This window comes from Camelimonas lactis (genome assembly GCF_004342915.1).
GTDB lineage: Bacteria > Pseudomonadota > Alphaproteobacteria > Rhizobiales > Beijerinckiaceae > Camelimonas > Camelimonas lactis.
Window position 1 is genome coordinate 275,630 of record NZ_SLWL01000002.1, and the last position, 12,942, is coordinate 288,571.

12 protein-coding genes are annotated in these 12,942 nt (G+C 66.7%); 3 read left to right on the forward strand and 9 right to left on the reverse strand.

Annotation, left to right across the window (positions count from 1 at the left end):
• Nucleotides 1-126 precede the first annotated feature (126 nt).
• The 5 genes from EV666_RS04230 to EV666_RS04250 all read right to left on the reverse strand — a co-directional run bounded on the left by EV666_RS04230 (nt 127) and on the right by EV666_RS04250 (nt 7,403).
• Nucleotides 127-1,578, reverse strand: a complete 1,452-nt coding sequence (locus EV666_RS04230) for a Ppx/GppA phosphatase family protein (protein ID WP_245514197.1) — start codon at nt 1,576-1,578, stop codon at nt 127-129.
• Between the two features lie 67 nt (nt 1,579-1,645).
• Nucleotides 1,646-3,823: an RNA degradosome polyphosphate kinase gene (locus EV666_RS04235; protein WP_132003770.1), complete on the reverse strand. Its 2,178-nt coding sequence runs from the start codon at nt 3,821-3,823 to the stop codon at nt 1,646-1,648.
• A 750-nt stretch (nt 3,824-4,573) separates the two neighbouring features.
• Nucleotides 4,574-5,302 (reverse strand): P-loop NTPase family protein, encoded by a 729-nt coding sequence (locus tag EV666_RS04240; RefSeq protein ID WP_132003565.1) that lies wholly within the window; start codon nt 5,300-5,302, stop codon nt 4,574-4,576.
• 332 nt (nt 5,303-5,634) lie between these two features.
• Entirely contained in the window at nt 5,635-6,741 is a 1,107-nt protein-coding gene (locus EV666_RS04245; protein ID WP_132003568.1) for an AI-2E family transporter, read from the reverse strand.
• A 131-nt stretch (nt 6,742-6,872) separates the two neighbouring features.
• A complete protein-coding gene (locus tag EV666_RS04250; protein ID WP_132003571.1) occupies nt 6,873-7,403 on the reverse strand; it encodes a CDP-alcohol phosphatidyltransferase family protein in 531 nt (176 codons plus the stop codon).
• 400 nt (nt 7,404-7,803) lie between these two features.
• Here EV666_RS04250 and purM point away from each other — a divergent pair, with 400 nt between their 5' ends.
• Together purM and purN are read left to right on the forward strand one after the other, a co-directional pair.
• Nucleotides 7,804-8,877, forward strand: coding sequence for a phosphoribosylformylglycinamidine cyclo-ligase (purM, locus tag EV666_RS04255; RefSeq protein ID WP_132003574.1), 1,074 nt, complete (start codon nt 7,804-7,806; stop codon nt 8,875-8,877).
• A gap of 10 nt (nt 8,878-8,887) precedes the next feature.
• Nucleotides 8,888-9,544 carry a phosphoribosylglycinamide formyltransferase gene (gene purN / locus EV666_RS04260; RefSeq protein ID WP_132003577.1) on the forward strand — a complete coding sequence of 219 codons (657 nt, stop codon included), beginning with the start codon at nt 8,888-8,890 and terminating at the stop codon, nt 9,542-9,544.
• 131 nt (nt 9,545-9,675) lie between these two features.
• Here purN and EV666_RS04265 read toward each other — a convergent pair whose 3' ends face one another.
• Both EV666_RS04265 and ndk read right to left on the reverse strand, forming a co-directional pair.
• Complete coding sequence (locus EV666_RS04265) at nt 9,676-10,032, reverse strand: hypothetical protein (RefSeq protein ID WP_132003580.1); 357 nt, start codon at nt 10,030-10,032, stop codon at nt 9,676-9,678.
• A 221-nt stretch (nt 10,033-10,253) separates the two neighbouring features.
• Complete coding sequence (gene ndk / locus EV666_RS04270) at nt 10,254-10,676, reverse strand: nucleoside-diphosphate kinase (RefSeq protein WP_132003583.1); 423 nt, start codon at nt 10,674-10,676, stop codon at nt 10,254-10,256.
• A gap of 288 nt (nt 10,677-10,964) precedes the next feature.
• Between ndk and EV666_RS04275 the strand changes: the two genes are divergently transcribed.
• Nucleotides 10,965-11,393, forward strand: coding sequence for a DUF2147 domain-containing protein (locus EV666_RS04275; protein ID WP_132003586.1), 429 nt, complete (start codon nt 10,965-10,967; stop codon nt 11,391-11,393).
• A gap of 43 nt (nt 11,394-11,436) precedes the next feature.
• Here the strand turns inward: EV666_RS04275 and EV666_RS04280 are convergent, their stop codons facing one another.
• Both EV666_RS04280 and EV666_RS04285 read right to left on the reverse strand, forming a co-directional pair.
• Complete coding sequence (locus EV666_RS04280; RefSeq protein ID WP_132003589.1) at nt 11,437-12,207, reverse strand: Crp/Fnr family transcriptional regulator; 771 nt, start codon at nt 12,205-12,207, stop codon at nt 11,437-11,439.
• A gap of 227 nt (nt 12,208-12,434) precedes the next feature.
• Nucleotides 12,435-12,650: a hypothetical protein gene (locus EV666_RS04285; protein ID WP_132003592.1), complete on the reverse strand. Its 216-nt coding sequence runs from the start codon at nt 12,648-12,650 to the stop codon at nt 12,435-12,437.
• Nucleotides 12,651-12,942 lie beyond the last annotated feature (292 nt).

Sequence of the window (12,942 nt, forward strand, 5' to 3'; positions counted from 1 at the left end):
ACGGCGTGCGGTGAAGGTCGCAGTGCTTTGGCCCATGGGCCGGGTGTGGCTTTGGCCTGTTAAACCAGGCTCACCTGAACGCTCTCACCTGAGCGCGCTCACTTCGACGCAGTCACTTCGAGACGTTCAATTCGAGACACTCACGTTCACCTGCACCTGCACCTGCATGCCCAGCGTTCGTCCGAGCTGGCGCAGGCGGTTGGCGATGCGGTCGGAGCGCAGGTTCTCCAGTTCCGCCGGAATGGACAGCGTCAGCACGCCCTTCTTCACCGTCAGCGGACAGCGGGGCAGCACCCCGGCCATGGCGGCTGACAGAATATAGGCGACGCGCATGGAGGCCCCGAGGATGCGCGCCCGCTCCACCATGTGCATGGGCATCAGTTCGCGAATGCGCGCCACGTTGCTCTCGATCGACAGGCCCTCATGGCGGATAAAATTGGACAGGGCCATGAAGCCCCGCTCCGGGTGGGTGACGCCCGCGAATGTCGCCTGGGAGAGCAGGATCAGCGCCTGCTCGCCGCGATAGTCGGGGTGGGCCCGCCAGCAGGCGTCGGACACCAGGCAGGCGGCCGCCCGCACCCGCGCTTCCGCCGGCGTCTCGCTCAGGTGCAGGGAGGCGAACAGGTCGCCGACCCAGTTCACCAGTTCCTCGCAATGGCGCGGTGAACGGGAGCGCAGCCAGTTCATCTCCGACGCCATGGCGAGCAGTGGATCCTTGGCCTGCAATTCTGGATCGAGCGCCTCGAACAGCAGGCCCTCGCGGACGCCGTAGGGCGAGATCATCACCGAGGACGGATGCCCGCGGCGGATTATCTGCTCCAGCAGCAGCGCGCCATAGGCCAGCAGCGGTCGCCGGGCCGCCGAGATTGAACCGATGGCCTCCAGCGCCCCAACATCGAGCCGCTGCACCATGCGTGCGAAATCCAGGGCCTCACGCGGAAGGATTTCATAGGCGTGCATCACGTGCAGGGGGTAACCCACCTGCTCCATGTGCAGCCGCGCCAGGGCGCGCCAGGTGCCGCCCACGGCGTAAAAGGTCCTGCCCTTCAGCGCGCCGATCTGCGGCGCGTTGGCCAGGGCGGCGCGCACCAGGGTCCCGGCCTTCTTGAGGGACGCGCCAGAGGCGTCCTGCAACGCCAGGCCGCCAAGGCGCAGGCTGAGGCCAGGCCGCAGGGCGCCATGGACGATCTCCACCAGCTCCAGGCTGCCGCCGCCCATGTCGCCGACGACGCCGTCCGGTTTCCAGAAACCGGAGGCGACGCCGAGCGCCGACAGTTCGGCCTCCCGCGCCCCCGCCAGCAGCGACACAGGCCGGCGCAGGATTTCCTCGGCCTTCTGGATAAAGCGCTCGCCGTTTGAGGCGTCGCGCACCGCCGCCGTGGCAAGAACATGCACATCGTCGATTTGCATGACGTCGCACAGGCCACGGAACCGCTGTAGCGCCGCCAGCGCGCTGGCGACGGCGGCCTTGTCCATCTTGCCGGTGCTGGCGACGCCGCGCCCCAGACCACAAAGCGCCTTTTCATTGAACAGCGCCGCCGGCGAACGGGTGCGCCCTTCATAGGCGACCAGCCGCACCGAGTTCGACCCAATATCAATGATGGCGACCGGCTTCAGCGCGGGAAGACGGCCGCCCCCACCCGCCTCAGCGCCTTGCGGACCGCTTGCGAAGGATCTTGGGGCTTGAATCCTTGAGGGATTTTCCACGTCCGGACAAACTCGGATTGGTCATGAAGTAACGGTGAGCGTTGAACGGCTCCTCGCCCTGCATGCGTTGGATACGCGTGGCGGAACCATCGGGAAGGATGCGCCAGCTTTGCTCATTGTCCAGCAGGTTGGCCAGCATGATCTGGTCCAGCACCTGCTGGTGCACTGTCGGCGTCGTGATCGGGCACAACGCTTCCACGCGCCGGTCCAGATTACGCTGCATCAGGTCGGCCGACGAAATATAAACGTGGGCGTTCCGGTTCGGAAGTCCCTCGCCGTTGCCAAAAGCGTAGATGCGACTGTGCTCCAGGAAGCGGCCGACAATGGATTTGACGCGGATGTTCTCCGACAGCCCAGGAATACCCGGGCGCAGGGCGCAGATGCCGCGAATGACGCAATCGATCTCGACGCCGGCCTGGCTGGCCTCATAAAGCGCGTCAATAATCTGTGGATCGACCAGCGAATTGCACTTCAGCCAGATGGCGCCGGGGCGGCCGGCGCGGGCGTGGGCCATTTCCTCGGCGATATGACCGAGGATGCGCGGCTTCAGCGTCACCGGCGACACGGCCATGCGCTCCAGTTCGTCCGGCTCGGCGTAGCCGGTGATGAAATTGAAGATGCAGGCGACGTCGTGAGCGATCACCGGGTCGGCGGTGAAATACGACAGGTCGGTATAAATGCGCGCGGTGATCGGGTGATAATTGCCGGTGCCGACGTGGCAGTAGGTGACCAGCTGGCCACCCTCGCGGCGCACCACGGACGACAGCTTGGCGTGGGTTTTCAGCTCGATGAAGCCGAACACCACCTGGGCGCCGGCGCGCTCCAGGTCGCGGGCCCAGCGGATATTGGCCTCTTCATCGAAGCGGGCCTTCAGCTCCACCAGCGCCGTCACCGATTTGCCGGCTTCGGCCGCCTCGGCGAGGGCCTTGACGATCGGCGAGTCCGAGGAGGTGCGATACAGGGTCTGCTTGATGGCGACGACGTTGGGATCGCGCGCCGCCTGCTGCAGGAACTGCACCACCACATCGAAGCTCTCGTAAGGGTGGTGGATCACCAGGTCCTTTTCGCGGATGGCGGCGAAGCAGTCGCCGCCATGCTCGCGCACGCGCTCGGGAAAGCGGGCGTTGAACGGCTTGAACTTCAGGTCTGGCCGGTCGATCGACACCAGCTGCGACAGATCGTTGAGCGCCGGCATGCCGTCGACGAGGAAGGCCTCGTCGCCGGAGACGTCCAGCTCCTTCATCACGAAATTGCGCAGGTTCTCCGGCATGCCGCCATCGAACTCGACCCGGATCACCGTGCCGCGCCGGCGGCGTTTCAGCGCCGTCTCGAACAGGCGCACCAGGTCCTCCGCCTCCTCCTCGATTTCAAGGTCGCTGTCGCGGATGACGCGGAAGCCGCCGCGGCCAGTCACCTGGTAGCCGGGGAACAGGCGGTCGGTGAAGCGGCCAATGGCCTGCTCCAGGGCGATGAAGCGCACAGCGCCGGTGTCGGCGAAATCCGGCAGGCGGATGAACCGGTCGATCTTGCCCGGCATGCGGATCAGCGCCGTCAGCTTGCGGTTGTCGCTCTGGCGGAACAGCGACAGGGCGATGCTGAAGCCAAGATTGGGAATGAACGGGAACGGGTGCGCCGGATCGACGGCGAGCGGCGTCAGCACCGGGAAGATGTTGTTGAGGAAGTACTCCTCCAGCCACATGGTTTCGGCGCGCGTCAGGTCCTTGTCCTCGACCGTGACGATGCCATTGTCCAGCAGCCTGTCGCGCAGTTCCGTCCAGCGCCGCTGCTGGTCGTCGGCCAGTTGCGACACCTCGCGGCTGATGGCGGCGAGCTGTTCGGCCGGGGTCAGGCCATCCTGCGACAGGGTCATCACGCCGGTGCGCACCTGACCGCGCAGGCCGGCGACGCGGACCATGAAGAATTCATCGAGATTGTTGGCGGAAATCGACAGGAAACGCAGCTGTTCGAGCAGGGGGTGCGCCGTGTTGGACGCCTCCTCAAACACCCGGCGATTGAATTGCAGCCAGGAAATCTCGCGGTTGATGAAGCGCTGCGGCGTGTTGCGCAGGGCGGCGCCGTCGGTCGGCGTCTCGATCTCGGCGGCGGCGGCGGAGATATCGCCGCTCTTGCGGGCGACGCCAAGGTTCTGCGGGTCTGGCGCGGCGGAGCGACGCGCTTCGTCAGCGGCGTCATTCTGGAACAGGGCGGCGTAGGAGGTGGCGAGCCTTGCCGCAATGGCGCCCGGGTCGGAGCCATTGTCAGCGGCCACCACCGGCGCGTCATCGGCAGATACGGCAGGCGCGGGCTCGCTGGCGACACGGCGCGGCGTCGCCTTCCGGGCGCCGGAGGACTTCGCGGCCGAAGACTTCACAGCCGGGGATTTCGCAGCCGGGGCTTTCACTGGGCCGGCGGACTTCACCGGGCCAGTGGAACTGGCGCCGTGGTCCGATTTCGTCGGGCGGGTGGACGTTGCGTGGGCAGACGTTGAATGGCCAGGTCTGGCTGCCTGGCCGGACGGGGCGCGGCCGATCGTGCGGCTCCGGCCGCCAGACGCGGAGCCGGCGGCGCCATGGGAGGCGCCCGGACGGGCGGACGTCTCCGCTGCTGGCGTCGCTCCCTGCTCTTTCACCGGGCCCGGAGCGGGCGTGGCATGGGCGGGCGTGGCATGGGCGGGCGTTGCATGGGCCTGCGCAGCGTCATCCTCCGGCGTCCCCGCATCAATGGAAACGCCAGCGTGCGCTCCATCAGTCCGCGCCGGGCGATCACGTGAGTCTTCGGTATCCACTGCCGCTCTCCTGCCCGCCGCCCAGGCCAGACGCCTGGCCGGCGCATATCCTCAATTTCAGATGCGCCCGGCGGCAGGTGCTCAGATCGCCATGGGATCCTCGCCATCCTGCGCGTCCGGTTTCGCCTCGCGCAACACGTCCGCCGCCAGCACGCGGGAGACGCGTCGCCCCAGCGCGAGCGCCCGGGCGTCGATGCGCGCCACCAGATCGCGCGCCAGCAAAACCGAACGGTCAAGCCGCCGCGCCAGATAGTCGACGACACTGACGTCAATCGCCAGCTGCCGGTCGTGAAACAGCTTGACCAGAATGGCCCGGAACAGGGCGTCGTCCGGCGCATCAACCCCAACCACAGGGCAAAGGCGCAACCGCGACACCAGATCCGGCGTTTTCAGGCCCCAATGCTGCGGCGCGCTGCGGGAAACCAGCAGGGCCGCGCCCCCCTCCGCCCGCACCCGGTTCAAAAGATGAAACAGGGCGTGCTCATCGACCAGCGCCGCATCGCATGAGTCGATGACAATTGGGCGACAATTGTCAAAATCACCGTGCGCAAGCGACGCAACGCCATCATGCCTGCGCATGGCCGCGTCCGGAAGCCAGCGGGCGCCGACGCGGCGGGCAAAAATCGACGCCAGATGGGTTTTGCCAACCCCGGCCGGGCCTGACAGGCGCAAGACCGGCTCCGGCCAGGCCGGCCAGCGCGCCAGCATGTCCCAGGCCTGCTCGTTCGCCGCGCCAACGAGAAAATCCTCCTCGGCGAAGCTGTCCGGCATGGGCCAGGACAAGGTCAGTTGGGCGGCGGCTTCAGACACCAGGTCGTTTCCTGTTCGCGCAGTCGGTAAAGCGTTTTCCAGCGCGACGAACGCCACGTCGCGCCCAAAAATCGCGCCAGTTCAAAAAGACCGGGCCAATATCCTGATCCGGCCCGGTCCCGCGCCAGCAAAGGGTTGAAACCGAACGCATTCTCCCTGATCCCCGTGGCCACATCAGGGCGGCGGCGTCAAAACGGGAAGATCAGGCGCCTGGCTTCCAGCCGGCTCACAATGGCCAAAGCGATTTGTCGAGGCCAGCCCCGTGGCCGTGAAAGCGGCTTTTCCCGCCGTGTTCAACAGCCTGATCCACAACGGCGCCCCGCTTTCCGGCCTCAGCCTTCGCCGCGCGGCGGCGAGACCATGCGCGGCGGCTGCGCGCGATCCTCGTCATGATAATAGGGGCTGGCGAGATATTTGCGCAGGGCGAAGCGCGCCAGCACGCCAATGGCGGCGCCCGCCGGCACGGCGATCAGCACGCCGATGAAGCCGAACAGCGAACCGAAGGCCACCAGCGCGAACATCAGCCAGACAGGATGCAGGCCAACGGCGTCGCCCACCAGCACCGGCGAGATGATGTTGCCCTCGATGAACTGGCCGGCGACAAAAATCGCCAGAACCGCGACAATCCATGTCCATTCCGGCCAGAATTGCACGATGGCCACGGTCATTGACACGACGAGGCCGAGGGTTGAGCCCACATAGGGAATGAAGGTCAAAAACCCGGTTCCAAGACCGATGAGCGCGCCGAAGTTCAGGCCGACGATACTGAGACCAACCGCATAGAACACGCCAAGAAACAGGCAGACCAGACTCTGCCCCCGGACAAAACCGGCGATCGCCCGATCGATATCGCGCGCCAGCGTGCGCACGGTTTCGCGCTGGCCAACGGGCACCCAGGAATCAATGGCGGCGACCATGCGGTCCCAGTCGATCAGCATGTAGAACGCCACCACCGGGGCGATCACCACCAGGCCGACGACGCCCAGCACGGACTGGCTGCCGCTCCACACGGATTTCAGCAGCCCGCCGGCCCAGGAGGCGCCCTGGGAGAAAATCTGCCCCACGGAGGTTTGCGCGTCATTGAGCGCCTGCTCCACGCCGAAGCGCTGGAACAGGGGCCGCACATAGGCGTTGCCGAGGTCGTGCAGGCGGGCGAAATAGCGCGGCATGTTGTCGAGGAAGCCCGCCACCTGCTGGGCAAGCACCGGCACCAGGATCCACAACGCCAGCACCACCAGCAGCACGAACAGCAGCAGGATGACGCAGGCCGCGAGGATGCGGCTCATGCCCAGGCGCTGTAACCGGTCGGCGAGCGGGTCCAGAAGGTAAGCAAGCCCCATGCCGACCACGAACGGGAACATGGCCCCGCCAAACAGCCACAAAAACAGCGCGGCGGCGACAAGCACGCCGATCCAGAATCTGCCCCGACTGACCTGCATCACTGCTCCCTGACCGACGTGGCGGCGACAGTCCGGCCAGTGGCGGCGGGACCTGCAAGCAAAATCTGACCTGACGCCGCCAGATCAGGCGAAACGCCCCTGGGCGCGCCCGCCCGGTCCTCCGGGCCGCCTCAGGCGGCCATATGGCGCAACCATAACACAAGATAGGCGCCGGCCGAGCAGAGGGTCAGGGCGACGGTGAGCATCAGCCCCACCTCCACCAGCAGCGGCGGCGCGCCGCCGAAGGCGTTGGAGCCAAGCATCAGCGCCGCGAAGCCGATCTGCGCGCCCGTGTTGAGCTTGCTGACGATCAGCGGGCGCACCTCCATGGGCTTGTCCAGCAGCATCGACAGCAGCAGCGCCGCAACGATCATGATGTCGCGGAACACGACGACGATCGCCACCCAGCCCGGCAATACGCCGTGAATGGCGAGGGCGACATAGATGGACACCAGCAGCGCCTTGTCAGCCAGCGGGTCGAGGTAGGCGCCAAGCTCCGACTGCATGCCCCAGCGCCGGGCAATGAAGCCGTCGATCGCGTCCGACACGCCGGCCAGCAGAAAGATGGCGAATGCGGCGGCCCAGTGCCCCGCGCCGATCATCACGACGACCAGCGGCACCATCAGCAACCGGGCGACGGTGATCAGATTGGGAATCGTCATACATCCTCCGCCCTGATGGTATGGCACGCGGTGACCGGCCCGCAACGCCGTCCGCCTGCCTGTCCCCGCCGGCGTCCGCATATCACGTCACAACGCGGCGGGCGCATGGCGCCAAAGGTCCGCCAGATCGCCCCGGGGATCTTCCCTGGGGGGCATCCCGCGAGGCCGCGACAGCGCGGAAAATTTCATCCGGCGCGCGGCGCCGTTTATGGCAGACTGGGCGCGCGCGCCCAGGGCAGGCGCAGGCGGCCCTGGACGGCCGCCAGAGCGATTTTCGCAGGAAAATCCGCGCGAAAACCAGGGCGGCGCCACATGAATCCGTCATGAACCCTTGCATCAACCCTTGCGCCTTGCCGCCCGCCGTCGTACCTGCCCCCCAACACCGGAGCGCACGAGACAGATGACTGAGCAGAAAGCAGAAGGCCTCACCTACGCCCAGTCCGGGGTCAACATTGACGCCGGCAACGCCATGGTCGACGCGATCAAGCCCCTGGTGCGCTCAACCCGGCGCCCGGGAGCCGACGCCGAGATCGGCGGTTTCGGCGGTCTGTTCGACCTGAAGGCGGCGGGTTTCAATGATCCCATCCTGGTCGCCGCCAACGACGGCGTCGGCACCAAGCTGAAGATCGCCATCGACACCGGCATCCACGACACCGTGGGCATCGATCTGGTCGCCATGTGCGTCAACGATCTGGTGGTCCAGGGCGCCGAGCCGCTGCTGTTCCTCGATTACTACGCCACCGGCAAGCTCGACCCGGCGGCGGCCGTGGAGATTGTGCGCGGCATCGCCCAGGGCTGCCGCGACGCCGGCTGCGCGCTGATCGGCGGCGAGACGGCCGAGATGCCTGGTCTCTACGCGGACGGCGACTACGACCTCGCCGGCTTCGCTGTTGGCGCGGCCGAGCGCGGCCAGCTTTTGCCGCATGACGACGTGCGCCCTGGCGACGTGCTGCTGGGCCTGCCCTCCTCCGGGGTTCATTCCAACGGCTTCTCGCTGGTGCGCCGCCTGGCGGCCAATCTGGGCCTCGACTGGTCGGCCCCGGCGCCGTTCGCCCCGGAAAAGTCCCTGGGCGCGGCGCTGCTGACGCCGACCCGCATTTATGTGAAGCCGCTGCTCGCCGCCATTCGCAAGACCGGCGCCATCAAGGCCCTGGCCCACATCACCGGCGGCGGCTTCCCGGACAACATTCCGCGCGTGCTGCCCGAGGGCTGCGGCGTGGCGCTGAACCTCGACGCCATTGACCCGCACCCGGTGTTCCGCTGGATGGCGGAGGCGGGCAATATCGCCGAGAGCGAGATGCTGCGCACTTTCAACTGCGGCGTCGGCATGGTCGCGGTGGTCGCGGCGGACAAGGTGGAGGCCGTGCGCACGGCCCTGCTCGGCGAAGGCGAGAAGGCTGTCGTGCTCGGCGAACTGACCGCCTGGAGCGGCGATGGCGAGCGGGTCGCCACGCGCGGCCGGCTGTTCCGGTGAGCGCCCCAAAATGACGCGCAAACGCATCGGCGTGCTGATCTCCGGTCGCGGCTCCAACATGGAGGCGCTGCTGGCCGCCGCCAGCGATCCGGCCTTTCCGGCCGAAATCTCGCTGGTCATGTCGAACAGGGCCGACGCCGCCGGGCTCGTCACCGCGGCCAGCCAGGGCGTCGCCACCGCCGTGGTCGATCACCGTCCTTATGGCAAGGATCGCGAAAGCTTCGAGCGGGCGCTGGACGCGCGCATGCGCGACGCCGGCGTGGAGCTGGTGTGCCTGGCCGGCTTCATGCGCGTGCTGACGCCGGTGTTCGTTGGCGCGTGGGACGGCCGCATGCTGAATATTCACCCCTCGCTGCTGCCGGCCTACACCGGCTTGCACACCCATGAGCGGGCGCTGAACGACGGCGTGCGCGTGCATGGCTGCACGGTGCATTTCGTCACGCCCGTGCTCGACGTCGGGCCAATCATCGCCCAGGCCGTGGTGCCGGTGCGGGCCGGCGACGACCCGGACAAACTCGCCGCCCGGGTGCTACGCCAGGAACACCGGCTGTATCCGCGCGCGCTGGAGCTGATCGCCAGCGGCGCCGCATGGCTCGAGAACGGCCGGGTGATGTACCAGGACGCGCAGGCCATGGCCCGGGCGACGGTTTTCGCGGACGAAACCTGACGGCGCCAGACGGCGCGGATCTGCGCCGCGCGACCGCGCCATGCGCATGCCGGCCTGCCCCCTTGTCCAGACCATAAAAAACCCGGTGGGCTCACCCACCGGGTTTTTGTTGTCAACTCTTGCGCGCTGGCTCAGATCGGCCGCTTCAGCTTGCAGTAGTCGATCGCCTCAAGGCCCTTGGCCTGGGCGCTGTCGTTGAAGTAGCCGGTCCGGCGGAAGGCGTTCAGCTCATCCTTCGTCATGTTGGCGATGGTGCGCCGGGCGTAGCAGCTGCACGGCGTGTGCACCGCCTCACGGGTCGTGCCGAGCAGGCGCGACTGGGTGATGAGGCACGCGTCGAAGGCGCGCAGGGTAATCTCATACGGCGTCAGTTTCGCCGCCGTGGGATCATTTGGCGGCAACTGGTTCACAGCCCTGGGGTTGCCGGCGGCATGCGCGGCGGCGGAAGCAACGAGGAACCCGATAAACGACAAGGTCGTGATGCGCACGATTGCTCTCCTGCTCCCCGAACGGGAGCGGCTCTGTTCATGATGACACAGGCTGAGCCGCCGCCCCGGCGAACCGGAGCGCGCCCCAAGGCCGACGCCGCCAGGACGCCGCCCCGTCGCAGACGTAAACCCGAAAAACCGCACCGGCATGCCGGGATTTACGCCGAATACTGCAACAAGCGGTATGAGCCGCCCCTTTCGACCCGTCAAGCGTAGGTCGATTAGCCTACGATCTCGTTACCGGCGAAGAACTGGGCGATTTCAACCTTCGCGGTTTCCGGCGCATCGGAGCCATGCACGGAATTCTCGCCAACCGACTTCGCGTACAGCTTGCGGATGGTGCCCTCGGCGGCGTTCTCGGGGTTGGTGGCGCCCATGACTTCGCGATAGCGCGCGATGGCGTTGTCGCCTTCCAGCACCTGCACGACGACCGGAGCGGAGATCATGAAGTCAACCAGTTCGCCGAAGAAGGGACGCTCGCGGTGAACGCCGTAAAATTCCTCGGCCTGGGCGCGGGTCATCTGGATGCGCTTCTGGGCGACGATGCGCAGGCCGGCCTTTTCGATGACGGCGTTGACGGCGCCGGTCAGGTTGCGGGCGGTCGCGTCCGGCTTGATGATGGAGAAGGTGCGCTCGAGGGCCATGCGTAATACTCGTCCAGAAGTGAGAGAAAGACAGAAAAGTCAGGCCTTATAGCCGCGCGCCCACGCTGCGGCAAGCAGCGCCGCCGCCGCATGGCGGCTGATTCCCACGCCGGCATCACGGCCGGCGGCGACGCGGCGGCCGCCAGATTTTCCGGGTCACATCAGCGTATTCGACTTAAATCCAGCTTGTAACCAGCGCCGCCAGCCCGTTCATTACGGCGTGCAGGCTGCAAAACCGGAAGGATTTCCGTTCCGGCGAGATACGAAAGCTTGCGCGTGGAGACAATCATGCTTCCAGTCATCTTTCGCGGCGCCGTCGCCGGCATCGGACTTCTCACCGCCCTGGGCGCCACGGGCGCCATTGGCCAGACCGCTGACGTCAACGGCGTCTGGCTCACCAGCTCCGGCGACACACGCGTGAAGATCAGCCCATGCGGCGGCGCGTGGTGCGGCTTGATCGTATGGACCCGCAACGGCGCCAGGGACGCGAAAAACCCGGATCCGGCGAAGCGTGACCGGAGCCTTGCCGGCGTGCAGATGATCTCCGGCATGAAGCGCGGCGCCGACGGCAATTACTCCGGCCAGCTGTACAACCCCATGGACGGCAAGACCTATACAGGCAAGCTGCAACCGGTCAGCGCGACGGAGCTGAAGCTGAAGGGCTGCGTCATGGGCGGCCTGATCTGCAAGAGCCAGACCTGGACGCGCGTGCAATAGGGGCGTTTGAACACACGGGCGGCGGCGCCGGAAGCCCGCCGCGTCAGTCGCTCTCGCGCAGGGCCTGGACGACGCGCGCCTCAAGAACCTGCGGCTTCTTCAGCACCAGCGCGCCGCGGGTGCGCTCGATCAGGTCTTCCTGCGACATGTGGGTGAATTCGCGCGTCACCTGCTCGCGCCGGCAACCGATCCGGGCGGCGAGCACGTGGTGGTAAGGCGGCGGCGTCACCACCCGCTCGCCTTCGTGGCCCGGCCGCGGCGTCGACAGGCGCAGCAGCTCCGAATAAAGCCGGTGGCGCAGGTCGAGCACCGACTGCTCCATCAGCCGGGCGTTGAGTTCGCGCACCCGGCCCGCCAGCATGCGCATGACCCGCTCGGAGAGCGCGGGCGAGGCGTAAACCATTTCACGGAAAACCGGCGCCGGGACAATGCAGGCTTCCCCACGGGTCAGCGCCGTGACATTGGCCGAGCGCCCCACCCCGTCGATGGCTGACAGTTCGCCAAAGAACTGTCCGCCCCGCATTTCCCCCAGAATGATCTCCTTGCCCGCCAGGGTGCGGTTCAGGATGCGCACGTCGCCGGCGACAATGAAGAACACGTCGGTGGAGCTGTCCTCGAAGTCGACGAGGATTTCGTCGACGTCGAACTTGCGCCACCGGCAACGCGGCTCGAAAGGCGCCAGATCAAGTCCGGTGTCCTTGAAGAATGGAATGCGGGAGAAGGATATCAACGTGCGGACCCCTGGAGCCGGCCGGTTACGCAGCGGCAATTCCACGCAATCCGTCAACCGCCTCTCGCCAGACCTCCGAAGCATGGGAAACGCCCGCGCCGCGCCGGAATCGGCTCGCGCATACGTCTCATGATCCGTGATTGACGCGCATCGTCGTTTCCCGTGGCGGTTGCGTCAAGCCTGTGACGCTTCTGAACGCCTGTCTCCGCTAAAAAACCGGCGTCGCACGAAAAAACCCGACGGGGCGCGCCCCATCGGGTCCAGAAAATTCGCATCATGCAAGGGGGGCCAGCCTGGCCGCCCGCCACGCGTCAGACGCGCACGACAGCCACCCGTGTCTTTGCGAGCCCATGCTGGGCGGTGCAGGCGACGCCCTCCAGGCAGGCTGGCGGCGCGGACACCACCCCGGGACGGCCGCCAGCGCCGGAAAAGGCGCGCACCGACGTCTGCGCCAGCACCAGCGTCCCGAGGACGAGGCAGAAAAGCACCAGAAACAGCGCATCGGTGGACAGGCGACGGACGATCATGGGAACCACTGCGAATCAACAACTTATCAACAGGAATAGATAGATGGCGGCAGTGGGCGCAAGCGTGACGCAAACACGGCGACACTTTGACATAGGTCACTGGCACTACATGAGAATGCAGTTTTGTTCACGCAGGTGCGCGTAGTCAGGCGTCCAGGGCGCATCAAATCGCGCCAGATGGCGCACCATGCGTCATCCACAGCCTGTCAACCACCTTCGTGGGCCACGACGCGGCGACGACCTTGCAGCGCCGCGACGGCTGGAGGCGCGCCGGCGCGCGCCCAGGCGGTTT